This window comes from Nostoc sp. 'Peltigera membranacea cyanobiont' 232 (assembly GCF_002245985.1).
Classification (GTDB): domain Bacteria; phylum Cyanobacteriota; class Cyanobacteriia; order Cyanobacteriales; family Nostocaceae; genus Nostoc.
Window position 1 is genome coordinate 22,420 of record NZ_NOLK01000030.1, and the last position, 25,986, is coordinate 48,405.

Consider the following 25,986-nt stretch of genomic DNA (forward strand, 5'->3'; position numbering starts at 1 on the left):
ATTACTGTAAAACCACTTGTTGTACTGTTGCTTTTAACACAGACAAGTGGTTTTCTAATATCGCGTGGAGTGTATCTTCTATTTCACTGGGATAATGGTAATAGGCAAATTCGTACTTCATTACGTAATTTAGCTTTGCCCATTCCTTCAGGGTTTGACAGGTATAAATTAGCTTTTGGGCTTCTTCTTGCCAACGCGCAAAAATCCGGTAGCTAAAAAAGCTGCTGCACATATTGCCTTTTGCATCCCAGTAGGAAATACACACTTGATGCTTTAAAAGGTGGATTTTTTTGATTTGCTTAACATCGTAGCCTTTAACTTTTAAAGCGTCTTTGGTTTCTGCTTCAGAAATGTTCCACTTTTCTGGTTTAATTTTATTAGTGGCTATAAGGTTTTTACCTTTGCGGCGATATTGATTAATTTTGCGTGGCTTGCGAAACATGATGCACCTTCGATATTATTTCTTCGCAGCAAAGTTGAGCTACTAGCTGAACTGCCGTAGTAAACTAAGTTTTTTGGGTTGATTAAAGATTGATGGGTTAGTCTACTAGCTTGAAGCCTGTAGTTGCCGATTTACAACCAGAGATATAGTTTAGTACTAAAACACAAGGCTGTCAATATAAAAGTAAACTTGTAATATTGAAAGTAAACTTGTAAATAAAGTTGGCTAGCTATATAAGCAGTGAAGATCGAAAGCAAACAAAAACTGATTGAAATCATTAAACTAGCTCGCGGTTCAATGAGTCAGCGAGCCTTTGGTAAGCTTTTGGGAGTATCTGCTACTGCTGTTCAGATGTGGGAAAAAGGTGTGAAGGTTCCAGATACAGAAAATTTGGCTCAAATCGCATCGAAAGCAGGCTACACAATGGAAGAGTTAATCAGCTGCATTGATGGTAAGCCAATTTCAGAAACCTCAGATTTGAGTCTGATTCTGAGACAAATCCAACACATGCCTTTGGCACAAGTGGCTCAAATTGTGCAAGCTGCGGCAGATAGATTGGCGGCTGTGGCTGAAGCTTCTGGGGATGAGGCAAAAGCAAGTTGAATATTAAAATAATTCGTAATTCGTAATTCGTTAAGTTTTTTAAGGGCGATTTAAGGGACTTCCAAATAAAACAATATCCCAAAACTAACGCAAAAATTCTCTCTCTATCTTCTCCCTCTGTGTTCTCTGTGTCTCTGTGGTTCGTTTATTTGGATAATTTATTTCTTGGAAGTCCCTAGCATAAAATTGGCTCAAACTAGCTCGTGGTTTCTTGCTGTCAAGATTCAACTCTATGGACAAACCTTTTTTGTATGACCAAGACTTCTATGGCTGGACACAGCAGCAGGCTAAAGCATTAGAGCAGAGGCTAGTTATGGAACTAGACTGGCAACACCTGCAAGAGGAAATTCAAGCTTTGGGGAGACAGGAGTATCGGGAACTCGTGAGTCATCTGAGTGTATTACTCGGTCATCTCTTGAAGTGGGAGTTTCAACCCGAACAACGCTCTCGCAGTTGGTTTTTAACAATTCGAGAACAGCGTCGCGCAATCCATAGGCATCTGCGACAGAACCCTAGCTTAAAGTCTCGAATCGAAGAAGGTTTGTTAGATGGCTTTGAAGCGGGAGTCGATTTGGCGCTACGAGAAACTAACTTACCATTACGAACTTTTCCAGAGCATTGCCCCTATTTATTTGATGATGCGATGTCTACGACGGGCTACGCCTACGCAGACAATTTTCTGCGCGATACTCGTCAAGACTGGGAAGGATAATTCCTACCATTTTTCTTGATTAATTCATAACATGGGAATTGCCAAAAGTACTTAGGGCAATCAGCAATCGAAATCGATAGTTAGTAATGATGACTAGGAAATTTAGGCGATACTCTGGTCAAACGAAAGCAATATAGTCAAGCCGCACAAAATCATCACGTTGGCAATTGAAGCGACTCAATTTGGTAGCTGCATAAGCCTGCTGTTCATATAGGAAGTCTTCTACAAAGCTATATGCATTCTCTATTTCTGCTGCTGTCAGTTGCCGCAACTTTGACTCAAACAGGTGTGGCTCAACTGTCCGTTCTGGCGCGTCCAGCAAAGCTTCATCATGAGTATCTTGCCATATCTCCTCATCAAACTCCAAACGCTCCATCAGATCGCCGTTCTCCCAATAAGCGTAGCCAATGGTAAAACCAGAATCATCAACCCAGTAGTAAATTGCTCGGGTGTGTAGCCGTTGAGAAAGAGACTGAGCCTGCGACTCCCAATTCCACGAACTAGGTACAAAGCGCTCAAAATCATTATCAAATGTGTTAGTGGGAACAGGGGTATACTTATCGGTCATAGATGCATCTAAAATTCCAGTCCATAAGTGTCCTCGAAATTGGAACACCAGTAGTCCAGGATTTTGAATATTTTGGTCATCAACGTTACGTTCCCATCGCACCCCCAACGGCGCCAAAATTTCACATACTTGGTCAAAAGGGGCATCTACCAGCAATCCTTCAGCAATTGTATCTATGTCCTCCAATCCATAGCGTTCTTCAATGGGAGGGTTTTCTGAAATCATAGTCCGAATTTTAGAGAAGAAGGACGACCTGCTGGAAGAGGATCAAAAAACTCTGGAGGATAACCAGTAAATCTGTTCTTATTTAGAAGGATACCACGCCCCATCTGTAAATTGTTCTTTGTTACAACTCCATTGGTATTTCGTAGACAAGCTACCATTTGGTATACAGCAACTGGAGTAAAGGGAATACCAGGAGTTTCTCCTGCATACTCTAGTACACCTTTGGTGATACCGACATTTGATGTGGTCATGTAGACGAGATTACCCACAGGATGTTCATTTTTGGGTACGGGTGCTAGAGCTGCTGTCGAGTAGTGCGACAGGTAGTCGAGGTAGCCTTGGGTTTGGTACTCACCAGTCTTGAGTTCGATTTTCTTACCTTCACGTACAGCTTTAGCATCCCAGAAAGTACTGTTGGGATATGGAAATAATTGAGGAGGTCCGTATCCGTCTGTAATTGTTCCTGTAATTGTGATAGAAGTGGTTAGGACTTACGCACTGTACAAACGAATCATCTTGTGAACTAACGTAAATAGGTCGTTTCAGCCTTTTGCAAAACTTTTTGTTTAAGACTGAACCACAATAACCTATAGCAAGCTTTACCAAGAGTAAAGAAATATTGGCTTTTATTCATGATTGATTGTTAAAAAACTACAATTTTCTTGCTTACAAGAGTAGTAAATAGAGCTATTTGTAAAAACTAGATTCACTACTCAATAAACATTGATACTTAATAATTTGTTTCTTCGCCATCAGTGAGATTGCATAAATTATTTAATCAATAAAGAACCGATTATTTATTTTTTATTTTTCTATAAAGAGTAAGATTACTTACATATTATACAAATTAATCTTTACACTATCTTGATATTTTTTTTGATGCTAATCAAAAAGAAGAGAACTAATAATGGATCAAAATAGCACTATCTATATTTTTTAATACTTGAAGGTGAATTCAGCCTATATATTTTGTTTTATGAGCCAAGCAGCCAGCTTTTTAAACTGCACTAACTGCTAGATAAATTAGTGATGTAAACCTATTATTTTAATTATAGTGATGATATTTTAGAGAGAATTTTTGAATTGAATTTAGGGTTAGCTGAGAAAGAAAAACAGCAAGAATATCTTAATTGGGACTTGATAACCAATCTGAAATATAAAGTAGCCTAAGAACCCGCTGGTGATTATAAACTCCTCGCATAGACACTATTAAGCAGCAGATCGGGTATAACCACTGGCGGGTAATGAGTAAATGGTTTTAAAATGGTGCAATCTGAAAATATTGAGGGGTGCAGCTATGTCTCTACGCAACGAACCGTTAGATTGGCACTTTGAATCAAATGAGCCTTATATCCCAGTTTACCATAAAGGTGATTTGGTGGGATTTTTTAAACCAGAATATGCTAGCGAAATTATTAAGTTTCTAAACGAGGAAGAAGTTTTAAAAAAAGCACTAAAAATGGCTTGTACTGATTTAATTAAAAAACTGGGCGGTGATACCAGGAAAGTCTATTATGTAATGGAAAAATATGTAAAAAATAGCGAACGTCCAAAGCATGGAACTAGAGCGATCGCAGTTTTACTTCAAGATAGGCAAAAAGAGCTTGATTTGAGTAACCAGGAGTTTGCTAAATTCTGCGACACCTTTAAATTATCTCCTACTGAACTGAATAATATTTATGGTGGAGAAACATTTGATGATAGTTTGTTAGCCCCCCTTTCACGTATATTAGGGATGGCAAAAGAGCAATTGCTGAAAGTGCGAGATGGTTCTGAAGAATCAAGTAACACATGAACAACAAATCAAAATCTTCAAATGATATAAAATTGTGAAAACAGACATCATCTTTTATCGGCTGTTTCAAGAATTTCCTGATATCTTTTTTGAAATTATTGGTAATCCTCCAGAAGTAGCTAGCCTTTATCAATTTTCATCAGTTGAAATCAAACAAACAGCCTTCAGAATCGATGGTGTGTTTCTACCTACACAAGGAAGTGAGAACCCAATTTACTTTGTTGAAGTGCAATTTCAAGCTGATGGGGAAATTTATTCACGGCTAATTGCAGAAATATGTTTATACCTCTGTCAGAATCAACCATTAAATGACTGGGGTGCTGTGGTTTTATACCCAAACAGGAATGTAGATACAGGCAATATCAAACATTACCGTGAATTTTTCACAAGTGGGCGCGTCAGGCGAATTTATTTGGATGAATTAGGTGAGGCTGCATCGCTTCCAGTTGGTATTGCAACTGCTAAATTAGTAATTGCAACCGATGATATAGCGATCGCACAAGCAAGGGAGTTGATAGACAGAACCAAGTCAGAGATAAGCTCACCACCAAAACAGCAGCAATTATTACAATTTATAGAGACTATTTTGGCTTACAAGTTTCCCACAATGACTAGGGAGGAGATGGAGCAAATGTTTGGCTTAAGCGAGTTAAAGCAAACCAGATTTTATCAGGAAGCCTTTCAGGAAGGTATTGAACAAGGTAAGGTTCAAGGCATTGAACAAGGTAGGGTTCAAGGCATTGAACAAGGTAAACTCAAAGCAGTACCAGCAATGTTAGCAGCCGGGTTGACTGTAGAACAAGTAGCACAGGCGCTAGATTTGAGTGTCGAAGAAGTCAGACAAGCCGCGCAGTAGGATTCTTCTGATCAAGGAGTAGAGGAATTGGTGGACTACAACATAGGAACTATGAGTTTCAAAGATACAAAAATTTATCAAGAAGCATTTGAAGAAGGGCGTTTGGAAGGTTTACGGCAATCAGTACCTCGTCTATTAGATTTAGCGTTAACTATTGAGCAAGTTGCGGAGGGATTAGGTTTAACTATAAACCAAGTTCAAAACGCGAAACTCTATCATGATGGCATCCAAATAGGGGAGCGTATAGCCAAATTAAAATTAATACCCACCTTGTTGAAATTTGGGGTGACAGTGGAACAAGTTGCTGAGGCATTTGATTTCAGTGTCGAAGAAGTTAGACAAGTAGCACAAAGTCAGCCTTAATATAGATGTGGTAAATTTTATCCGTGGCTCAAGCCAAATTTGGTTTGCGGCTTCCAAACTCGATCGCGACGAATTTATAGTTAATTTTTGTTAATATTAGAGGCGGTGTTAGTACTTCGTCCTCAACCACCCACTCCCTACCTGAGAGAAACTTAATGCTGCGATTAGAACATATAAGTAAAATTTATCCCACAGGCGAAGTTCTCAAAGATATCAACTGGGAAGTTAAACCAGGCGATCGCATTGGCTTAGTCGGTGTCAATGGTGCTGGAAAATCCACCCAGTTAAAGATCATTTCTGGGGAAATTGAACCCACCGCCGGCGAAATCATTCGTCCTAATAGCTTACATATAGCCTACCTTAACCAAGAGTTTGAAGTAGACCCCACCCGCACCGTTAGAGAAGAATTTTGGACTGTCTTTAAAGAAGCCAACGAAGTACAGTTATCTCTGGCGCACATACCACAAGAGATGGAAACGGCTAACCCAGAGGAACTGGATCGACTGATCGACAAATTGGATCGCTTGCAGCGCAAATTTGAAGCCTTGGATGGCTACAACTTAGATGCACGCATCGGGAAAATCTTACCAGAAATGGGGTTTGGGCTAGAAGATGGCGATCGCCTCGTCAGTGCCTTCAGTGGTGGTTGGCAAATGCGGATGAGTTTGGGTAAAATCCTGCTGCAAAAACCCGACTTGTTGCTGCTGGATGAACCGACTAACCACCTAGATTTAGAAACCATTGAGTGGTTGGAAAATTACCTCAGAGGGCTGATTACGCCGATGGTAATAGTTTCCCATGACCGGGAATTCCTTGACCGCCTCTGCAACCAAATTGTGGAAACGGAACGCGGCGTTTCCGCTAGCTACCTTGGTAATTACTCGGCATATTTGGAACAAAAAGCCGAAAGTCAATCAGCACAACTGAGTGCTTACGAACGTCAACAGAAAGAATTAGAGAAACAGCAAACGTTTGTTGATAGATTTCGCGCCAGTGCTACCCGCAGTACCCAGGCAAAAAGCCGGGAAAAGCAACTCGACAAAATCGAGCGCATTGAAGCACCCGTTGGTGGTATGAGAACTCTACACTTCCGTTTTCCCCCTGCACCCCGCAGTGGACGCGAAGTAGTGGAAATTAAAGATTTAACTCATCTTTATGGTGAGAAAATCCTGTTTTTATCGGCAAATCTCCTAATTGAAAGAGGCGATCGCATTGCTTTTCTTGGCCCCAATGGTGCTGGGAAATCTACCCTTTTGCGCGTAATTATGGGTATGGAACCACCCACAGAAGGTAGTGTTCAATTAGGCGATCATAATGTTATTCCTGGTTACTTTGAGCAAAATCAAGCTGAAGCCTTAGATTTGAAGAAAACTGTCATGGAAACTATTCACGATGAAGTTCCAGACTGGGATAATCAAGAAGTCCGCACGCTTTTGGGACGCTTCTTATTCACTGGTGATACTGTATTTAAGGCAGTTGGGGCATTAAGTGGAGGAGAAAAAGCTCGTTTGGCGTTGGCAAAAATGCTCTTACGTCCCGCCAACTTACTAATTTTAGACGAGCCGACAAACCACCTAGATATTCCAGCTAAAGAAATGCTGGAAGAAGCGCTGAAAAATTATGATGGTACGGCAATTGTAGTTTCCCACGATCGCTATTTTATTTCTCAAGTAGCAAATAAAATCGTCGAAATTCGTGATGGTGAATTCCGCGTTTACTTAGGAGACTATCATTACTATCTCCAGAAAATTGCCGAAGAAAAAGAACAAGCAAAGTTAGCTGCGATCGAAGCCGAAAAAGCTGCTAAAAAAGCTGCAAAAGCTTCCACCAAAAGGAAATAAAGGATTAGATACTACCTTAGTAGTAGTGCTAAAACGCTACTACTAAGTAATCACTCCTTTATTAGCGTCCTAAAACATCATAGAAAAACTACTAAAATTTAGAAAATATTTCAAAAAACCGCAAGTCCTTCATAAAAGAAGTTAATAAGCAAAAATTCACTTGCGGCGTGGATTAGCAATGGTATCATTCGGGTATTACAAAAAGTAAAGGGCAATTTTACTATGACCAAAGCACCTGTTGCTCCTGTGGTGCTAGTCATTTTAGACGGATGGGGCTACTGCGAGGAAAAGCGAGGAAACGCTATTGTTGCTTCTAAAACTCCCATTATGGACAGTTTATGGGCAGCTTACCCGCATACACTCATCCGCACATCAGGAAAAGCCGTAGGGTTGCCAGAGGGTCAAATGGGCAACTCTGAAGTTGGTCATTTGAACATTGGTGCTGGGCGAGTTGTACCGCAAGAACTAGTACGCATCTCCGATGCGGTTGAAGACGGTTCTATTGCCTCTAACCCAGCACTTGTCAAAATTTGCCAGGAAGTTCGTTCTCGGAATAGCAAGCTGCATCTAGTCGGGCTTTGTTCTGAGGGAGGGGTGCATTCGCATATCACCCATCTATTCGGACTACTTGACTTAGCCAAAGACCAGCGAATTCCAGAAGTTTGTATTCACGCGATCGCAGATGGCCGTGACACCGCCCCAACTGACGGTGTAAAAGCGATCGCACTGCTGCAAGATTATATAGACCGCGCCGGAATTGGGCGTATAGTCACCCTTAGCGGTCGCTACTACGCGATGGATCGCGATCGCCGTTGGGATCGGGTCAAACGCGCCTACGACGTGATGACTCAAGATGGTACGGGTGATAATCGCACGGCTGTAGAAATCTTGCAAGCATCTTATGCCGAAGGGGTAAAAGATGAATTTGTCAACCCAATCCGAATTGCACCGGGCGCAATAGAACCAGGGGATGGGGTGATATTTTTCAACTTCCGCCCCGATCGCTCCAGACAACTGACTCAAGCTTTAGTTAGTCCCACGTTTAATGGTTTTGAAAGACAGCAAATCACACCTCTGTCCTTTGTCACCTTTACGCAGTATGATTCAGACCTACCCGTGGCTGTAGCCTTTGAGCCTCAGAATCTCAGTAACATTCTGGGAGAAGTCATAGCCAATAACAGTCTGAATCAGTTCCGCACCGCCGAAACCGAAAAATACGCCCACGTCACCTATTTCTTTAATGGGGGTCTAGAGGAACCTTTTGCTGGAGAAGATCGTGAACTGGTAAGCAGCCCGATGGTAGCAACTTACGATCATGCTCCAGCCATGTCAGCAGTAGCAGTTACAGATGTGGCGATCGCTGCGATTCAAAAGGGTACATATTCTCTAGTCGTGATTAACTATGCTAACCCAGACATGGTAGGGCATACTGGTCAAATCGACGCTACCATTACAGCAATTGAAACAGTCGATCGCTGTTTGGGACGTTTATTAGAGAGCGCGATCAAAGCCGGTGGTACAACAATTATTACTGCCGATCATGGTAACGCTGAGTATATGCTAGATGAAGGGGGTAATCCCTGGACAGCCCACACTACTAACCCAGTTCCCTTTATCTTGGTAGAAGGCGAGAAAGTCAAAATCCCTGGATATGGCACAAATGTCGAATTGCGAAGCGATGGTAAGCTATCCGACATCGCCCCCACAATTCTAGAGATTTTACAGCTGCCTCAACCATCAGAAATGACCGGGCGATCGCTGCTAAAAACAGCAGATTACGATCTGCAACGCACTCGCACCCCCGTGCAAGTAGGACTGTAAAAGAGTTAGGAGTTAAGAGTTAATAGTGAAGAGTGATGAATTAAAACTTTCCTAACTCCTAACTCCTAACTCCTGTTTTTGAAAAATTGTTATAAATGAGATTCCTACCATGACAGCTACTAATATCGTGCAAGGCATTTGGGCGTTTTCCGCCACCGGTCTGATTATCTTAGTTTTACTGCATAGCCCCAAAGGTGATGGTATCGGGGCTATTGGTGGACAAGCCCAGTTATTTAGCAGTACCAAAAGTGCAGAAAACACCTTAAACCGAATTACTTGGGCATTGACAGTAATTTTTCTCGGTTTAACAGTGGTTTTAAGTGCCGGTTGGCTGCCTAAATAAGGATAGGTCAATGGGGAAAATAACCCAACACCCAATACTTAACACCCTAATAAATTTAATTTCACGACGGTTAATTACAGCCCTTGCCTTTTTTCTTGGCACAGGGTTGTTAATCATTTTTACTAATCTCCAGTCGAGTAGCGGATTGACAAAAATATCAACATCTGTATATTCAGACTTAATAATTTCTCTCCTCTCATCTCCACCAAAATCCCATCCCTTACCGCCTACACTTGCACAGTGGCAAGATAGTACTAACAGTGGTGACTACTTTTCCCAAGTCACAACAACCCAAGTTGGTTATTTAATTTGGTCACAATTTCCTATTCGAGTTTATGTAGAATCACCAAAAACCGTTAACGAAAAACAAGCTCAAGTATGGATTAACGGTGTCTTGCAGGGTGTACACGAGTGGAGTAATTATTTACCTTTAACAATAGTCGAACAGCCAGAAATTGCTGATATTACGATCGCACGAAAAGCACCACCTCTACAAATTTCCCCTGGTAGCAATATACCTCGTGCGCGATCGGCACAAACTACTTACGAGTTATACACCAGCAACAATGTTTTATCCCACCGCTTCACTATCTTGCTAAGTCCCAGTCAAACAGGTGATTATCTCATTGCAGCTACCCGCCATGAATTTGGTCATGCGCTAGGAATTTGGGGTCATAGTCCGCTACAAACTGATGCTTTATACTTTTCCCAAGTTCGTAACCCGTCGCCTATTTCTCCCAGAGATGTAAATACTCTAAAACGGGTTTATGAACAGCCAACCAGTTTAGGATGGTCTTTAGTGGATAATTCAAAGATGAATTGATCGATAGGTAAACTACAAGCTGGTCACTACGGTAAAAATGCTACTAACAGCGAAATAATGACAAATCCGTACCAACTCGTACTTGATACTAATGTATTGGTTTCTGGTTTACGATCTAACCGTGGTGCATCTTACAAACTATTAACAATTCTTAATGATAGGCGTTGGCAGTTCAATGTCTCTACCACCTTAGTCTTCGAGTATGAAGAAATTCTGAAACAACAAAAAGAGCAGCTTGGATTGAGCGATGAAGATATTGACAACGTTATTGAAGCTATTTGTAGAATCGCTAATAGATGTAGCATTTTCTATTTATGGCGGCCAGTAGCACGCGATCCTGATGATGATTTTCTCATCGATTTAGCTGTTGAATGCCAAGCCGAGTTTATTATCACTTACAATCAAAAAGATTTACAAGCAGCAGAAAAATTTGGACTGAGGGTAGTTTCACCCAAAGAATTCTTACAAATAGTAGGAGAAATCCCATGACTAACTTAAATGTACAGCTACCTGAATCTTTATATAAACAAATTGAAGCTTTAGCAGCAAGAGAAAATATTTCTATTGAACAACTTGCAACTATTGCTTTATCTGCACAAGTTTCCGCATGGATGACCAAAGACTATTTGGGAGAAAAAGCCAAAAGCGGTAGTTGGGAAAAATTTCAGCAAGTTTTAAATAAAGTGCCTAACGTAGAACCAGAAGAATTTGATAAATTGTAGTGACTTAATTTTATGGTATTACTGAGTTAAAATATGAATATGTCTCGCGCAAAGAATCAAAATTTAAGATTAAGGCAACCAATTTTTATCCAAAATTTGCTCTAAGGTATAAGCAGATAATTCAGGTAAATTGGTTAAATTCGTTTTAGCTTTAACATAATCTAAGGCATTGCTATAAATTATGCTGAAATTCTCCTCTAAATGATTGCGTAAATTGGCACTTAAATCTTCATTTAGTTGGTTCCGAAAACTAATAATTTCCGCAGCCCAATGATTAGCATTTCTTGGCTTTTCTAAATCCCAATATTGATAAAGTAATAAATGTCTAATAATCTGTTCTAATAAACTTTTTACTCGCCTTTTTTCATTTTTAGCCAAATCTTCCAATTCTTCTATTAAGTTTTCATAGTCAATGTCTGCTAATTGTCGATTTTTGAGACATTTAATAGTCTCCTCTAACCATTGCAGGTAATTGGATTCATATAATGTTTTTATGTCGATGATTGCAGTCATTTGTTGATTTTGTAGCTTTAATTTAATTTTATTTATTATTTCATTCTAACTAATTTATTAATTTTTGCCGATAATTGCCCAGAAAAAAACATACATAGCACCCATAAGTTAAGTCAGAAGATATCCAGCGACTCCTAGAAGAGTAACCAACCAAAAGTTCTACCCTACCGTCAGTCAGTCAATCCAAGTCTCTCGCTGTTCCCCCTGAATCGACTGTACAATTCCAAACCTTTCCTCAATTTTGCGTGGCAGATTATGTGTCCCAAAGATGTAAACGCAAACTTCTTCTGGTTGATTTGTCAAAACACGAACTCTGGCTTCGTTATCTTGTAAACGCTCTATGAAAATAGATGCACAAATTTCAACATCTTCAGGAATCTCATATACTTCCTTGGAAAAGGTAAATCTCTTCTCCAAACTATTTGCAATTTGGTCAATAACGTTTTGTTCAGGCAACGGATTTGTGAAGCAATAAACGTATGTTCGGCAGCACTTTCCATCTTCTAGCTGCTCTAAGTCAGGGATATTTCTCACCTTTATCTGACTTGCATGATACTTCATTTCGTTAACTCTAGATAGCCTTGTAAAACTGGTAAGAGAATTGTTAGTTAGGTATTTGTATTTTACCCGATCGCACTCATTGCCATCTTAAGATTTACAGTGCGATCGCACTTTTTCCCTTCCCTACGCTCTCCGACTTAGCGGTAGAGGTCGCTGTGCTAAAACTTCTTTATAAAGTTCTTCCAGCAGAGTAATATTTTTACTGAGGGTATAGCGGTCTAATACACGCTGTCTGGCTTTTTGCCCCAGTAAAGTTGTTAACTCTGGATGATCTTGCAACACAGGCAAAAGGGTTTTTAACTGCGATCGCGCTGTTTTAGTACTAATAACTACACCTGCGCCCTTTTCCAATACTTCTCCATCTGCACCCACGTCTGTTGCTAAACAAGCCAACCCACATGACATTCCTTCTAAAAGAGATAGAGACAAACCCTCTACCAACGAAGGCAAAACAAATACATCTGCGCCCCGCAAAATCTCAATGCGTCGGTCTTCATCAGCAACAAATCCCAACCAGATAATGCCGTATTCTGAACCATAAAACGGCTCTAAAGAAGACTTTAAAGGGCCGTCGCCAACAATTAGCAACTTAGTACCAGGCCCCATCGCAGACTGCTTCCAAGCCCGGAGAAGGGCTTCAACATTTTTCTCAGGTGCTATGCGACCCTGATAGACAAACAAGCGTTCGGCTTTAAATTCTGCTTTGATTTGAGAAAATCCTGGAGAATACTTAACGGTATCAACACCATTGGGAATTACGGCAATATTTTCTTCCCTTACGCCCATCCCTGCCAATAATTCTCGCTGAATTTGGGAAAATACAATCACGCGATCGTAGTTAACTAAAAAAGGTGCGTAAAGCTGATAAGCCAAAAGTTGTGTTCCCGATACCAGCTTTGCCCCCTTGCCAGCAAACGGTGTATGAAAAGTGGCAATTAGAGGCAATCTCAGTTCCTCACAGATTTCCGGTAGAAAAAAGTCTAGAGGAGATAACGTCAAGGAAGCGTGTACTACATCTGGCTTAATTTCCCGCAGCGAATCTGTTAAAACTTTGGTCGCTTTAAAAGTGGGAATTGTGTAAACCTGAGATTTGTAAATGAAAGGGAGGGAAACCTCTCGAAGATTCGGCCAATTGTCAGGTTCAGACTCTTCCTGGGCGAAGTGAAGAAAGCTAACTTGATGTCCCCTATCTAGCAAAGCATTGGTAATTTCTCGACTGTAGGTGACATTGCCGCAAAAGGGTGATTTTTTTCCAATCCAGGCTATACGCATTCTTTATTTAGCTGTAAGAAAAGCGGGTTTAATCTATTACTTGTGTGCCCTTTGTGATTTTTCTTTTATCTAGCTATACTTGCTGGTTTTTTATTTATTAAAAATTTCCACCATATTTTAGTTTAAAAAGCCTTATTAAGCTTATTAAACCAGAAGATTGATGGCTTTATTTATTTTACTTATAAGTTGTTAATTTATGATACTTAAACAACTTATTCTGACTAATGTCAGATTCATATCCCACAAGTATATGATAAATTTTCACTGACCACAGTTTACCATGAACAGAAAAGCTTTAAGGAAATTAGTAATTACTTCAAGTTAATGAATAATAACTCCTCTTAGCTGATAACTATTTATGTGAGTTATACCAGGTTAAGATACCTCCTGAAAAGACGATCGCAGCTAACCCCAAAAAAACTACCTGTAATCCTACAAAGGTTTCTGCTACCCCTGCTAATGCCAAAGGTAAGGAGAGGGCAATATTAATTACATTGTTTTGTAAGCCAAAAACTTTACCCCGCATTTCTGGAGGTGTTTCTGTTTGAATTGCAGTTTGCATAGGAATTCCCACTAGTGCCCCAAAGATACCTAATAGTGCTACCAGTAAAAGGACTAACCACAGTTGGGTTGTAAATATTGATAGACCAATCAGGGATGCTGTCATACCCATACAACCGCACAGACTTAGCTGGGTATAAGAAAAACGTTGACCAAATTGACCGAGAATTGTTGCCCCAGCAGCAATGCCAACACCACCGGCTGCTAGTAAAAAGCCGAACTGAGAGGCTTTCATGTTGGGAATTATTTCTGCCATCCGAACAGCTAGAACAGTTAATGCTGCAAAGACAGAAAACAAGATAATCAGCTGAAGCAAAGCATTACGGACGCGATGATTTGCTTTGAGGTAGGCAAAACCATCTCGCAGATCGGAGAATACGTGAGGGAATTCTGTATCGGGGTGGTGGTGTTTTTCCTTAGTTGCCAGGAGAAATAAAATTAGTCCAGCGATCGCATAACTACCACCTACTAAAAGTTCTTTGCCCAAACTACCACTACCACCAATTTGCGACCAAAGTCCATCTGCGATCGCTAACAACGGTTCCCCAACAGCAAACCCAACAATCACCGATGCCATCATCGTTGTCGTATAAAGGGAATTTGCCGAGAGTAAATCCTGTTCTTCTACGATTAAGGGAATTGCTGCTTGTTCTGCTGGTGCAAAAAACTGCGTCAGTGTGGAAACTAAAAAAGTCACACCTAAAATGATCAAAAAACCTACTGGCAACATTCCTATGGGTTTCCAGTCATGAGTCAACCACAACAGAAAGGGAATTGACAAAACCAGGATACCGCGCCAAATATTCGTTGCTACTAGCACAGCCTTTTTTGACCAGCGATCGACAAACACGCCAGCAACGGAACCAAACAATACTGCTGGAATCGTAAAAGCCATCATCAAAACTGATACCCAACCACTAATACTCTGATTACTACCCTGAAACTGAGTATTAATCAAAGCAATCATCAGTACCAAATACACTTTATCAGCTAGTTGGGAGAAAACTTGACCGCCCCAAAGAGCCAGGAAATTAGGGTTTTTTAATACAGGTAAAAACCCTTGCTGTGCTATATTCCCCGAAACAGTTTCCCTACCTGAACCAGATCCATCTAATTTGGGTGATTCTTTTTCTGGAATAGTGGCTACTGGCAAACTCTGCCCGTTGCTATCTAACTCAGGACTAGTTAATTTTTCCTCAGATTGTGTTTCTGATGGACTTGGAACATTAGTTTTTGGGATCTGGGCTGTCCAACTTTGATCGTTTTTAGAAACGTCTTTTGGGGATATTTCTTGGCTATTGATTTGACTAGGTGTACACTTTGAAATGGCACTCAAGTGATTCTTGATTGTAGGATCTGATACCCTATTCTCTTTTTTAACGAGGCTTGGTGACAAAGGCAGGATTTTTTTATCCAAATCAGATGGTTGCATCATGGTTGGCAGCAAAATAAGAGTCGATCAAGGTAGCAGAGCGAATAGGGCGACCTAATTGATATTGAGCATACTGGCGCAAAATCTGCTCAACAGATAACCAGTTATGGTCTCTAGCACCATCAATTTGCATTATCTCTGGTTGTGACAGATGTTGAAGCAAAGCCAGTTCCATAGAACCTAGACGGCAAGAAATCACAGGCATTTCTTGCCGATGTACAACAACTGTTTGGGCATGGGGCATGGGGAACTCGGGGCCCCCTATACCTCTCTCTCCCTCTTTTCGTAAACGTTCCCTAGTTTCTAAGCAAATCGTTCCTCCCGCAGGTATGCTAAATCCTACCTGCCAATTGGGGTCTGCAAAGTCTGGCTTGAGGGAGCGCCCAGATAAGCAGCATACTTGCACTTGCGGCGTTACTCCTGCTAAGGCTAAAAGGTGAAACACCCCATGAGCCAGATGAGCTAAAACACCAGATGCATTTGCACTAGACAAGGCTTCTAAGCGATGGAGATGTTCATTGAACAACTCATAAAGTTCTTCTTGGGGTTGTTCGCTCAAAGCTTGAGAGAGGACTATTTCTGCTAAATATTGGCTAGCAGCCAATTTTCCCAAATCTTTAGCTAAACCAGGATAAGTTTTTAACGTCTGTGCTTGAGTAATTTTATCAAGCGATCGCCCTTTCGCAATCAATAGTTCATTCACAACGAACATACCACTCCTACCGCCCAGGCTGGAGTTGTGCTTGCGTGCCCCTGGAGCGACTGCTCGAATCAGACCAAATTCTGGTGTCAAAATCGTCACTATTTTATCCGATTCTCCCAGCACCTGAGTTTTAAGATTAATTCCCGTTGCTTTGTAGGTTCTACTCATTAGTCATTAGTCATTAGTCATTAGTCATTAGTCATTAGTCATTAGTCATTAGTCATTAGTCATTAGTCATTGGTCATTGGTCATTGGTCATTGGTCATTGGTCATTGGTCATTGGTCATTAGTCATTAGTCATTAGGTTAGAACAAAAGACAAATGACATAGACGTGCCACCAGTTTCCCGCAAGGCAGGACGAGAAACAAATGACTATTCACCCTTTCCCAGGTTATCGCGCTGGCGGATCAAATCCATACCGCGAGATGTACCTAATCTAGTAGCACCCGCTACGATTAAGTCTAGGGCTTGATTGATAGTGTGGATACCACCTGAGGCTTTAATTCCTACTCTTTCTTTTGCCAATTCTTGCAAAAATCGCACATCTGCCACTGTTGCGCCACCATTCCAGCCTGTACTAGTTTTTAAGAATGCTGCTCCCGCCTCCATAGCTATTTCAGCAGCTATTTTTTTTTCTGCATCTGTCAACAGGTTGGTTTCCAAAATTACCTTGACAGTTTGCCCAGTCTCTTCACAAATTTCGGCGATTTCCCGGTGGACTTCTTCGGTTTTACCAGCTTTCAACCAGCCCAAATTCATTACCACATCCAACTCAGTGGCCCCATTATCCGCCGCTTCTTGAGCCTCATACAACTTCACTGCTGAAGTTGTCGCGCCAGAAGGGAAGCCAATCACCGTACACACTTTCGGATTCTTACCGTGGAGGAGTTCGACAGCTTGTTTGACATTAGCGGGGAACAGACAAACCGCCGCAAAGTTAAATCTATATGCTTCTTCACACCATTGCTCAACCTGCTCTGGAGTAGCTGTTGGCGTTAACAGGGAGTGATCGATAAATGGCGCGATATCAATGTCTGGATAGTCTGCTGCCATCGTGTCTTCTGCCAGTAATTGATTATTAAACGTTATAAAAAATTAAAACATTTCTTATATATATTAAACCATATTTATTACGAGTTTATCCTGAAAACAAGCTGCTAACTTATTTTGGATGTTGGTTTTGTAGATTTTGCGGAATTAGTATAAGTGTTTAAGTTGACATTAGGGTTAGTAAGGTTATAAATATTAACAGCATTTTTTACACCAATTCCTAAGAAGTTAGCAATAGTTTTAGCTAATGCCTTGGATGCCAAATATGGTACGCCATTACCAATAGTTTTAAACATATTTGTAAGTGACATATTCTCTGGAAGAACAAAATTTTCCGGCAAAGATTGAATAGCTAAAGCTTCCGCCACAGAAATCCGCCGGATTTTATAGGGATGCAAATGTACTTCATTATTTCCATAGCAAGCTGTCGGAGAGTAACGCCATCGGTGAAGACGCTTGAAAGACTTTTTAGAATCATCTCCTTCATCAATAGCAGCAAATTTTGTAATACCTGCCCTTGGTTGAAAACAGTTTTCAGCATTAGGATGCTTCAGCACATTATTTTTTATAAACCAGTATTCAACTGTTAATTCTTGAGGGATGTCTTCAGGACAAGGTATTATAGAATTTTCTTGGAATGGATCGCACTTACGCCAAGGGTAAGAAAAAACATTTTCTTGAGGATATAAAATGTGATTTCCCCAAGGAAAAGTTCCTTCAGTGAGTAAACTCTTACTAACGATTTCTATTCCTATATCCTTGATAAAGTTATTTCTGAAACCAATGAGAATAATTCTTTCTCTATCCTGGGGTACACCATATTCGATAGCATTAATTAACTGTTCTGTTAATATATAGCCTGCTTCTAGTAATTGTTTCTTGAGTGATTCAAAAAATAAACGGTGTTTAGTCGTTCTCCACAACCCCTTAACGTTCTCAAATAAAAAGAAATCTGGGAGATTTCGGCAAATTAATTCAACATAAGAAGCGGAAAGCTTGCCATTATCTCCTAAACGTCCTCTATTTTTACCGCCAATCGAAAAATCAGGACAGGGAGGCCCGCCAATGAAACCCACAATATTATTAGATTTACGGCAGTCTTGTACTAACTCGCGGAGATGTTGTATTTGTAAACCTTCGAGAAGTTGGGTTACATCTCCTCCTTCTCCGTCATAATACCCATATTCTGGCAACGGCAGATTGAGAATCTGCCGTGAATAACGGTATGCTGCCATAAATGGTGAAAAAATTTCATTGACGTAGACAATATTAAAACCGCTAGTTTCAAAACCTAAATCTAGAAATCCTGAACCAGCAAAAAAAGAGAAAATACAAGGGCGATCGCTCATTCAATAACTAATATTATGAAACAGTCTTAATTAATATCGGAAAATTTAGGGTTTTTACTTACGTACCAATTAAAAAAGAACAATTTTAGGACTGCTTAAATAGTCAAGAAAATTCACATTTTCTCTAAGTACTTAACGTGAAAGTTTACTCAATCTTTAAGGAAAATCCCTGACAGACACAAAGTCTGAAGTCACAATTAAATATAGGAGTTTCTAAACTCTAAAACAATGTTGAAGACAAATATTTGTCATTCAACAAAAAACCGGGGTACTTCAGACTAACTTTTATGCGGATTTTAATTTACTCCTACAACTACCATCCAGAGCCAATTGGTATTGCCCCACTGATGACTGAATTAGCAGAGGGACTAGTGAAGCGTGGGCATGAAGTACGCGTAGTCACCGCTATGCCGAACTATCCTGAGCGTCAAATTTACCAAGAATATCGGGGCAAGTGGTATGTCAACGAAAATAAAAATGGCGTTCAAATCCAACGCAGTTACGTTTGGATTCGCCCCCAACCCAACCTATTAGATCGGGTGTTACTAGACGCTAGTTTTGTTGTTACTAGTTTTGTGCCTGCACTCTTAGGTTGGCATCCAGATGTGATTCTCTCAACATCGCCATCTTTGCCAAGCTGTGTACCAGTTGCTCTTTTAGGATGGTTACGTGCTTGTCCTGTAATCTTAAATCTACAAGATATATTACCAGAAGCAGCCATCCATGTCGGTCTACTGAAAAATAAATTGCTTATAAAGTTATTTACAGTGTTGGAAAAATTTGCTTACCACACTGCCAGTAAAATTAGTGTCATCGCCGATGGGTTTGTGGAGAATTTGCGATCTAAAGGCGTAGAAGCTAACAAAATTGTGCAAATTCCCAACTGGGTTGATATAAATTTTATCCGCCCTTTGCCTAAAGAAAATAACCCTTTCCGCGAAGCACATAATCTAAATGGCAAATTTGTAGTTCTTTATTCTGGTAACATTGCCCTAACCCAAGGCTTAGAAAGCGTTATCAAAGCTGCTTCTGTGTTGCGCCATATCCCAGATATTGTTTTTGTCATCGTTGGAGAGGCAAAAGGTTTACAGCGATTGCAACAAGAATGTCTAGACTGTGGCGCAGATAATGTTTTGTTACTGCCATTTCAACCCCGCAAATCTTTGCCACAAATGTTGGCAGCTGCCGATGTTGGCTTGGTAGTGCAAAAGAAAAATGTTGTATCTTTCAATATGCCTTCAAAAATTCAAGTACTACTTGCTAGTGGAGCGGCATTAGTTGCTTCTGTGCCTGATAATGGTACAGCAGCAAGAGCAATCAAGCAAAGTGGCGGCGGAGCGATCGTTCCTCCAGAAGATCCCCAAGCTTTAGCAATGGCAATTTTAGATTTGTACCAAAACCCCGAAAAAGTCAAAACTCTGGGTTATAAAAGTCGCCAATATGCCGTTGAAAACTATGCTTTTGAGCAAGCTTTAAATCAGTATGAGTCGTTGTTTTACTCATTGACAGCAGAGCATGGAGCAATTCAGTCTACAAGAGTTACAGTATCTAGAGCAGAAAGCCCATGAGGGTGCATCGACTCCGTAAAGTCACAATTATACCCTCACTCTCTAAATAGCAGCAGATTTTGAGGGTGGTTAACTTATATACAGCAATAGACCAATACGCTTGGGTTAAGGAAATGTATCTGTTGAAGCAGAGGGAAGGAAAAAAGGCTTAACCCAAAGATATTGAGCAATAGACAAGCTAGTTTTTAGGTGCGTTTTGAACCCAAAATTCCACAGCTTCACTTCATTCAATCTGTGAGAACATCAGTTTTTTAACTAGACAACAGGAATTAGTTGGTATCCAGTGGTACTAATAAATCATTTATACCAGTCATACTTTTGGTCGACCAGGCATAAATCTGCTGTGTTGTATTGTAGTTTTTAGTAGATAGCAATTATTAAACTAGTCCCCATAAACACCTGTTTTTTTGTTAGTATTCAAAAAAACCTATTGACACATTTGTCAGATCAATTGTTTGTGATTTGTAAGTAAATGTAAACAATTGTTTCAAAAGGAAAAAAGCACCTGAGGTTTAATGACTGATTATTTCCAAGGAAATTTCCCATTACAATCTGTCCCACTGACGAAGAGTGTGGTAGAGAGCCATGCCCATACCGAAGAGGAGAGCGGAAAATTAGCTGCGACAATCGCAGAAGCTGCATCAGACCGCAAGGCAGGTGAGATTTTATTGCTCAAAGTAGCAGAGGTATCTTACTTAGCCGATTATTTTGTGATGATGACTGGCTATTCTAGGGTACAAGTCAGAGCGATCGCTCAAGCAATTGAAGGAAAAGTTGAAACTGAGTTACAACGTCGTCCCATAAGGACAGAAGGAAAAATCGAGGGGAGTTGGGTATTACAAGACTACGGTGATGTGATCGTTCACATCATGATGCCCAAAGAACGGGAGTTTTATAATTTAGAAGCGTTTTGGATTCATGCAGAACGTATTTCCCTTCCAGAATCTGATGAGGGTGAAGGTAAGCAAACATGATTAGGTCTTCGGTTTCAAATTGCCCAGTTCCCATAGACCAACAACCACTCAATGAGTACGAAGAGTTAAAAACTTCCTGGCTATTTCGTGATAGCACTTTAGATTTGCGCGATTATATCACGAAAATAGCTTGGATTTGGGGTTTATCTTGGCTGATCGCAGCCCCTGTGGCCGCAGCAAGTTTTCCTCCCCACAAATATATTGCACATTTTATCCTTTGTGGTGCCGCCGCCGCCAGTGTCGGGGTGGTACTGGCACTAGTAAGGTTGTACTTAGGCTGGTTCTACGTGTGCGATCGCCTTTGCAGTCCCACAGTATTTTATGAAGAGTCCGGCTGGTACGACGGCCAAACTTGGACGAAACCACAGGAAATCCTTAACCGCGATCGCTTAATTGTTGCATACGAAATCAAACCTATTCTGCGGCGGTTACAATTTACCTTTGCTGGCTTGGCGGGAATGTACGTTACTGGTACGATAGTTTGGCATTTGTTTTAAAGAGTCATTAATCATTGGTCATTAGTCATTAGCTAAGGACTAATGACTAATGACCAATGACTAAATTAATTAAAAAAGGTAATAAATATAAACCCATGACAATGGGAAAACGAACTCAAGCCACAGCACTGGAAGTCCGGTTGCTGCGGGAAGGTATTACTGAATCCAGGCATATAGTCCAAGCCGTTGTATGCGATGAACGAGGACGGGTTTTAACCGTTGCCGGAAATTCTGAAACTGCTGCATTTATCCGTTCAGCGCTCAAACCATTTCAGGCACTCGCTGTCACTACAACAGGAACACTGGAACGCTATGACCTTAGCGATCGCGACTTAGCAATTATCACAAGTTCCCATAAAGGAAGCATAGATCAAGTCCGACAGGTATTTAATATCCTGTGGCGTGCCGATCTTGACCCCACTATCCTCCAGTGTCCAATTCCTGAAGGTAAACACAGTCCTTTGGAATACAATTGCTCTGGAAAACATGCGGGAATGTTAGCTGTTTGTCAGCAACGCCGTTGGCCCCTAAATAACTACTTGGATCGCAAGCACCCAATACAGCAATTGATTTTGGGCAAAGTAGCAGAGTTACTGCGAATGCCAGCCGCAGAATTTATCAATGCTCATGATGACTGTGGCGCACCCACTTATGTGATGCAACTTGGTCACATGGCATCTTTATATGCGCTGCTAGCCTCTAGTACCAATCTGGATATGGAGCGCATCGTCCGGGCTATGACTCATCACCCCGCAATGGTAGCAGGAGATGGAGAATTTGATACGGAACTGATGCGTTTAACTCCAGGGGAACTAGTCAGTAAAAGTGGTGCTGAAGGAGTGCAGTGCATTGGTAGACTCGGTGAAGGCTTAGGATTAGCAATCAAAGTCATGGATGGGGCAAAACGAGCCAAACATGCCGTTGCTATTCACTTACTCAAGCAAATGGGTTGGATTAGTCCTAGCGCCGCCGAAAGCCTTTCAGAAAAGTTTGCCACCTTGGGAAAATACACGCGTTTAGAAGTAATTGGAGAATTATCGTTTTTGTAGTTGCCAAACTCTTGACTATAGGTTACTATAAATAAGTCGAGAGCAACGCGGGATAGAGCAGCCTGGTAGCTCGTCGGGCTCATAACCCGAAGGTCAGTGGTTCAAATCCACTTCCCGCCACCAAATGAATGATAATAAAACCCTGTAATCTTTTCAGATTACAGGGTTTTGTTTTAAGTAGCGTTTAACGATTCTCAAGAAGATTAGTAAATACTTGCAAAATTAGTATTTACTATCTAACAAATACTGGATTAGTGTTGACAAACTTTTGCAGTACATACTACAACTATAAGTATGTACTAATTAAGGCGGTATGTATGAATATGGCTCAACGAATCACAATTACACTTCCCGATAATCTCCACGAGCGTTTGCAGATGTTTAAGGAGAGCCTTAACATTTCTGGTGTATGTCAACAAGCAATTGATTTAGCAGTTCAGATTGAGGAAATTAAGGTAAGGACAGATATTCCAGCAATGGAAAAAGCGATCGCACGGTTGCGAAAACAAAAGCAGGAAGCTAGTGCTAAGTGGAAGCAAGCTGGTTTCAAGGATGGATTAATAGACGCAACGGAGGAACTAGATTATCTAACACTTAAGTATATTGGTGAGGGGGGGGATATAGAGGAGTCAATTCCCGGAATTAAAAACGAACCAACTGTAAAGATGTGGATCGATCATTTTAGGTGGGAAAGATATGAACTAGAAGAGGACTACTTTGAATCTGAAATTTATACCCAAGGCTGGATTGAAGGTGTTATCCATGTTTGGAAAGAGATTAAAGACAAGCTTTAATTATATTTTTTCATTACGCTATGATCTTGCTTAGTGAGGTTGTTAAATTGACGAATTAATTAGGTTTATTGGTTTATAGCTTCCCAATCAAGAGATTTTCAATCAAGTCAATTAATTCTAGAATATTTAGACATTGACTCGGTTCTACGTTGGATTCTTCGGTAATGTGGACATGGTGTGGGAAGTTAGGTAAGTTGGGAAAATGTTCTACGCTATCCCAACGCTTTCTCAATTTTTTCTTGGTTTCATCCATCCATTGATAACGATAACCAAGGGTAAAAAAATGTCCTTCTATGATAGTAAAAGACTCAGCAATTTCCAGAAAATCACCGTTTTTTAAAGTTAATCTGGCGCGAAAGTAACCCCGATTCAGTAGAGTTCTTTCATCAACAATTATAACTGCATAGACGACTGAACTTGTATTCAGTTTTGTTTTGACACTGGTAATATAATCCTGGAGTTCCATCAGGAAATTAACTCTGAGTTGGTGCTAATTGTTTTTGTGTATTATTCCACATTTCATAAAATACACTCCACTCAAAAAAGTCTATTGCATCTCCTAATTGACCAGCTTTAAATTGCTGGTAAAAACTGCTTGATGACATCTGATATTTTGCTTCAAATGTTTTTAAGCGATTCTCTAAGTCTAATATATCTTGCTGAATTGACTGCGGAACTTTCAAAGATGGCGCTGCGGCAGTAATTTTTGTTTCTAAAAGTTGGCGTTCTTCTTCAGATAAGGATAAAATAATCTGGGCTATACATTCAACCAGTTTTGTATTCATATTTATTTCTCCTATAAATCTTAGACTCTTGGGATAACTTAATGTTAGCTTAGTAAAGATTTGCGTAGAATTGTAGTATTTGATGTTTAATTAAGTTGATTTACTGATCGTGGTGATTGGTTGGGAGTTAATTTTACAGGCATCTCTAGGTAAAGAAAGTTGTGTTCGATCGCCTGTTCAATTCCCAGAAGCAGGTTTTTAATCTATTCTGGAAGAAATAGCCATCTAAAAGGCGCGGAGAATCATGGTTGTGAAGTTGCAGCGACCAATTTTAGTGGGAGGATTGGGACTGTCCTTTTCTCTGTGGATGTTGGACAGTTGGCACGAATCCATAGTGCAGGTGGGTGAGTTTGGTTTGTTGAGTGCCTTAGCTGTAGGCGGTGGTTTGTGGTTATTCCAGCAAAATCGCTCGAAGGACAGTTTAGAGCAGCTAAATAGTATGCTTGTAGATCGGCCGACTGTGGAAAGTGCGATCGCTAAAACTGAAACTGTAATTAACCAATTGGCACAAGAATCAGAAAACCATCCAGCATTAGCGACACTACGAGAACAAGTTGCCCAATTGTTGCTGGAATTAGATAGACAAAAAATTAAAGTGGCTGTGACTGGCGGGAAATCCGTAGGTAAAAGCACCTTAATTGAAGTGCTAAAGCAAAATCTAGAGACACAAAATTTGGTGTCTTTAGAAGAGACAGCACCTTTGTTTAGAGAAACTGGGGATAATTCAGATGCAGCTGTTCTAGCAGAAATGGCAAAATCTGATTTTGTTCTGTTTCTGACAAACGGTGATTTGACAGACTCAGAATTTCAAACCTTACAGCAGCTAAAAGCAGCAAATCAGCCCACAATCCTGGTTTTCAACAAACAAGACCAGTATTTAGCCGATGAAAGCGCCAGTATCTTGCTGTCATTGAAACAGCGAATGCAGGGAAATGTAGTTGCAACAGCCGCCTCTCCCATTGCTATCAAAGTCCGAAAGCATGAAGCTGATGGTGTTGTACAAGAGTGGATGGAACAACCAGCAGCAGATATCCAGCAGTTGACGCAGCAGTTGGGTGAAGTTTTGGCACAGCAGGGACAACGGCTAGTTTGGGTAACAACCATGAGGAAAGCCGGATTGTTGAAAGCTGAAGCGAAAAACTGGCTAAATGGAACCAGACGCGATCGCGCCACCCCAATTATTGAACAATATCAATGGATAGCTGCGGCTGCTGCCTTTGCTAATCCAGTCCCAGCCCTTGATATTCTGGCGACTGCGGCAATAAATGCTCAGATGGTAATGGATTTGGGTAATATCTATCAGCAGAAATTTTCCTTGGAACAGGCACAAACTATAGCTGGAACAATGGGAAGTTTGATGTTGAAACTGGGTTTAGTTGAGCTTTCTACAAAGGCTATTAGTACTGTTCTCAAAAGTAATGCCGTTACCTTTGTTGCTGGTGGCGTAGTGCAAGGAGTAAGTGCAGCTTATCTGACTAGAGTCGCAGGGTTAAGTCTAATTGAATATTTCCAACAGCAGGAAATAGCAATAGATTCTGGAACTGGTTTGAATTTGGAGAATTTGCGGCAAACATTGCAAAAAGTATTTCAGCAAAATCAGCAGATTGGTTTTTTGCAAGCATTTGTTAAGCAAGGCGTGAAGCGTTTGTTGCCAGAAGTGCAGCAGGGTGAAGTAGTAGGTATTCAGAAAGCTGTAGGATAATTGCACTTACTTGGTGCTGTAGAAATCTAAAATATACCCAAGCCGATTATGGGCTTGGGTA

At 40.6% G+C, this 25,986-nt stretch carries 29 protein-coding genes and 1 tRNA gene; 18 read left to right on the forward strand and 12 right to left on the reverse strand.

The window, feature by feature from the left end; translation table 11 throughout:
• Window position 1: 1 nt before the first annotated feature.
• Entirely contained in the window at window positions 2–442 is a 441-nt protein-coding gene (locus CDG79_RS12810; RefSeq protein WP_094342462.1) for a hypothetical protein, read from the reverse strand.
• Window positions 443–682: 240 nt separating this feature from the next.
• On the opposite strand from CDG79_RS12810, the gene CDG79_RS12815 reads away from it, so the two are divergent.
• Both CDG79_RS12815 and CDG79_RS12820 read left to right on the forward strand, forming a co-directional pair.
• Window positions 683–1,045, forward strand: a complete 363-nt coding sequence (locus CDG79_RS12815; RefSeq protein WP_094342463.1) for a helix-turn-helix domain-containing protein — start codon at window positions 683–685, stop codon at window positions 1,043–1,045.
• A 232-nt stretch (window positions 1,046–1,277) separates the two neighbouring features.
• On the forward strand, window positions 1,278–1,757 hold the full coding sequence (locus tag CDG79_RS12820; protein WP_094342464.1) for a DUF29 domain-containing protein: 480 nt from the start codon (window positions 1,278–1,280) through the stop codon (window positions 1,755–1,757).
• Between the two features lie 118 nt (window positions 1,758–1,875).
• Here the strand turns inward: CDG79_RS12820 and CDG79_RS12825 are convergent, their stop codons facing one another.
• Entirely contained in the window at window positions 1,876–2,550 is a 675-nt protein-coding gene (locus tag CDG79_RS12825; protein WP_094342465.1) for a hypothetical protein, read from the reverse strand.
• Window positions 2,547–2,801 carry a hypothetical protein gene (locus CDG79_RS12830; protein WP_094342466.1) on the reverse strand — a complete coding sequence of 85 codons (255 nt, stop codon included), beginning with the start codon at window positions 2,799–2,801 and terminating at the stop codon, window positions 2,547–2,549. Before CDG79_RS12830 ends, CDG79_RS12825 begins: the two co-directional genes overlap by 4 nt.
• A 1,046-nt stretch (window positions 2,802–3,847) precedes the next feature.
• On the opposite strand from CDG79_RS12830, the gene CDG79_RS12835 reads away from it, so the two are divergent.
• The 9 genes from CDG79_RS12835 to CDG79_RS12875 all read left to right on the forward strand — a co-directional run bounded on the left by CDG79_RS12835 (window position 3,848) and on the right by CDG79_RS12875 (window position 11,114).
• On the forward strand, window positions 3,848–4,345 hold the full coding sequence (locus CDG79_RS12835; protein WP_094342511.1) for a hypothetical protein: 498 nt from the start codon (window positions 3,848–3,850) through the stop codon (window positions 4,343–4,345).
• A 34-nt stretch (window positions 4,346–4,379) separates the two neighbouring features.
• Window positions 4,380–5,201 carry an Rpn family recombination-promoting nuclease/putative transposase gene (locus CDG79_RS12840; protein WP_094342467.1) on the forward strand — a complete coding sequence of 274 codons (822 nt, stop codon included), beginning with the start codon at window positions 4,380–4,382 and terminating at the stop codon, window positions 5,199–5,201.
• Window positions 5,202–5,252: 51 nt separating this feature from the next.
• Window positions 5,253–5,564: a hypothetical protein gene (locus CDG79_RS12845; RefSeq protein WP_094342468.1), complete on the forward strand. Its 312-nt coding sequence runs from the start codon at window positions 5,253–5,255 to the stop codon at window positions 5,562–5,564.
• Between the two features lie 155 nt (window positions 5,565–5,719).
• Window positions 5,720–7,405, forward strand: coding sequence for an ABC-F family ATP-binding cassette domain-containing protein (locus CDG79_RS12850; RefSeq protein WP_094342469.1), 1,686 nt, complete (start codon window positions 5,720–5,722; stop codon window positions 7,403–7,405).
• Between the two features lie 222 nt (window positions 7,406–7,627).
• The gene (gene gpmI, locus CDG79_RS12855) at window positions 7,628–9,226 is read left to right on the forward strand and encodes a 2,3-bisphosphoglycerate-independent phosphoglycerate mutase (RefSeq protein ID WP_094342470.1); all 1,599 of its coding nucleotides are present in this window, start codon (window positions 7,628–7,630) and stop codon (window positions 9,224–9,226) included.
• 109 nt (window positions 9,227–9,335) lie between these two features.
• The gene (gene secG / locus CDG79_RS12860) at window positions 9,336–9,569 is read left to right on the forward strand and encodes a preprotein translocase subunit SecG (protein WP_012410686.1); all 234 of its coding nucleotides are present in this window, start codon (window positions 9,336–9,338) and stop codon (window positions 9,567–9,569) included.
• 10 nt (window positions 9,570–9,579) lie between these two features.
• The gene (locus CDG79_RS12865; protein WP_094342471.1) at window positions 9,580–10,392 is read left to right on the forward strand and encodes a peptidase; all 813 of its coding nucleotides are present in this window, start codon (window positions 9,580–9,582) and stop codon (window positions 10,390–10,392) included.
• A gap of 57 nt (window positions 10,393–10,449) precedes the next feature.
• The gene (locus CDG79_RS12870; protein ID WP_094342472.1) at window positions 10,450–10,881 is read left to right on the forward strand and encodes a putative toxin-antitoxin system toxin component, PIN family; all 432 of its coding nucleotides are present in this window, start codon (window positions 10,450–10,452) and stop codon (window positions 10,879–10,881) included.
• Window positions 10,878–11,114: a hypothetical protein gene (locus CDG79_RS12875; protein WP_094342473.1), complete on the forward strand. Its 237-nt coding sequence runs from the start codon at window positions 10,878–10,880 to the stop codon at window positions 11,112–11,114. Before CDG79_RS12870 ends, CDG79_RS12875 begins: the two co-directional genes overlap by 4 nt.
• Window positions 11,115–11,183: 69 nt before the next feature.
• Here the strand turns inward: CDG79_RS12875 and CDG79_RS12880 are convergent, their stop codons facing one another.
• The 7 genes from CDG79_RS12880 to CDG79_RS12910 all read right to left on the reverse strand — a co-directional run bounded on the left by CDG79_RS12880 (window position 11,184) and on the right by CDG79_RS12910 (window position 18,556).
• Window positions 11,184–11,627, reverse strand: coding sequence for a DUF29 domain-containing protein (locus tag CDG79_RS12880; protein WP_094342474.1), 444 nt, complete (start codon window positions 11,625–11,627; stop codon window positions 11,184–11,186).
• A 174-nt stretch (window positions 11,628–11,801) separates the two neighbouring features.
• Window positions 11,802–12,188, reverse strand: coding sequence for a hypothetical protein (locus CDG79_RS12885; protein ID WP_094342475.1), 387 nt, complete (start codon window positions 12,186–12,188; stop codon window positions 11,802–11,804).
• Between the two features lie 123 nt (window positions 12,189–12,311).
• Entirely contained in the window at window positions 12,312–13,460 is a 1,149-nt protein-coding gene (locus CDG79_RS12890; protein WP_094342476.1) for a glycosyltransferase family 4 protein, read from the reverse strand.
• A 352-nt stretch (window positions 13,461–13,812) separates the two neighbouring features.
• The gene (locus tag CDG79_RS12895) at window positions 13,813–15,453 is read right to left on the reverse strand and encodes an MFS transporter (protein WP_094342477.1); all 1,641 of its coding nucleotides are present in this window, start codon (window positions 15,451–15,453) and stop codon (window positions 13,813–13,815) included.
• A complete protein-coding gene (gene recO / locus CDG79_RS12900) occupies window positions 15,440–16,324 on the reverse strand; it encodes a DNA repair protein RecO (protein ID WP_094342478.1) in 885 nt (294 codons plus the stop codon). Before recO ends, CDG79_RS12895 begins: the two co-directional genes overlap by 14 nt.
• A gap of 205 nt (window positions 16,325–16,529) precedes the next feature.
• On the reverse strand, window positions 16,530–17,210 hold the full coding sequence (gene deoC / locus CDG79_RS12905) for a deoxyribose-phosphate aldolase (RefSeq protein WP_094342479.1): 681 nt from the start codon (window positions 17,208–17,210) through the stop codon (window positions 16,530–16,532).
• Between the two features lie 104 nt (window positions 17,211–17,314).
• Window positions 17,315–18,556: a DNA cytosine methyltransferase gene (locus CDG79_RS12910; RefSeq protein WP_094342480.1), complete on the reverse strand. Its 1,242-nt coding sequence runs from the start codon at window positions 18,554–18,556 to the stop codon at window positions 17,315–17,317.
• Window positions 18,557–18,843: 287 nt separating this feature from the next.
• On the opposite strand from CDG79_RS12910, the gene CDG79_RS12915 reads away from it, so the two are divergent.
• From CDG79_RS12915 to CDG79_RS12940, 6 genes are all read left to right on the forward strand, one after another.
• Window positions 18,844–20,124 carry a glycosyltransferase family 4 protein gene (locus CDG79_RS12915; protein WP_094342481.1) on the forward strand — a complete coding sequence of 427 codons (1,281 nt, stop codon included), beginning with the start codon at window positions 18,844–18,846 and terminating at the stop codon, window positions 20,122–20,124.
• A gap of 515 nt (window positions 20,125–20,639) precedes the next feature.
• The gene (rsfS, locus tag CDG79_RS12920) at window positions 20,640–21,098 is read left to right on the forward strand and encodes a ribosome silencing factor (protein WP_094328428.1); all 459 of its coding nucleotides are present in this window, start codon (window positions 20,640–20,642) and stop codon (window positions 21,096–21,098) included.
• Window positions 21,095–21,595 (forward strand): CGLD27 family protein, encoded by a 501-nt coding sequence (locus CDG79_RS12925; protein ID WP_094328427.1) that lies wholly within the window; start codon window positions 21,095–21,097, stop codon window positions 21,593–21,595. Before rsfS ends, CDG79_RS12925 begins: the two co-directional genes overlap by 4 nt.
• Window positions 21,596–21,690: 95 nt before the next feature.
• Entirely contained in the window at window positions 21,691–22,644 is a 954-nt protein-coding gene (locus CDG79_RS12930; protein WP_094342512.1) for an asparaginase, read from the forward strand.
• 46 nt (window positions 22,645–22,690) lie between these two features.
• Window positions 22,691–22,767 (forward strand) — tRNA-Met (locus tag CDG79_RS12935).
• A gap of 194 nt (window positions 22,768–22,961) precedes the next feature.
• Window positions 22,962–23,438 carry a hypothetical protein gene (locus CDG79_RS12940; protein WP_094342482.1) on the forward strand — a complete coding sequence of 159 codons (477 nt, stop codon included), beginning with the start codon at window positions 22,962–22,964 and terminating at the stop codon, window positions 23,436–23,438.
• A gap of 73 nt (window positions 23,439–23,511) precedes the next feature.
• Here the strand turns inward: CDG79_RS12940 and CDG79_RS12945 are convergent, their stop codons facing one another.
• Window positions 23,512–23,904 carry a toxin-antitoxin system TumE family protein gene (locus CDG79_RS12945; protein WP_094342483.1) on the reverse strand — a complete coding sequence of 131 codons (393 nt, stop codon included), beginning with the start codon at window positions 23,902–23,904 and terminating at the stop codon, window positions 23,512–23,514.
• 7 nt (window positions 23,905–23,911) lie between these two features.
• On the reverse strand, window positions 23,912–24,223 hold the full coding sequence (locus tag CDG79_RS12950; protein WP_094342484.1) for a hypothetical protein: 312 nt from the start codon (window positions 24,221–24,223) through the stop codon (window positions 23,912–23,914).
• A gap of 244 nt (window positions 24,224–24,467) precedes the next feature.
• Between CDG79_RS12950 and CDG79_RS12955 the strand changes: the two genes are divergently transcribed.
• Window positions 24,468–25,925 carry a YcjF family protein gene (locus CDG79_RS12955; protein ID WP_094342485.1) on the forward strand — a complete coding sequence of 486 codons (1,458 nt, stop codon included), beginning with the start codon at window positions 24,468–24,470 and terminating at the stop codon, window positions 25,923–25,925.
• Window positions 25,926–25,986 lie beyond the last annotated feature (61 nt).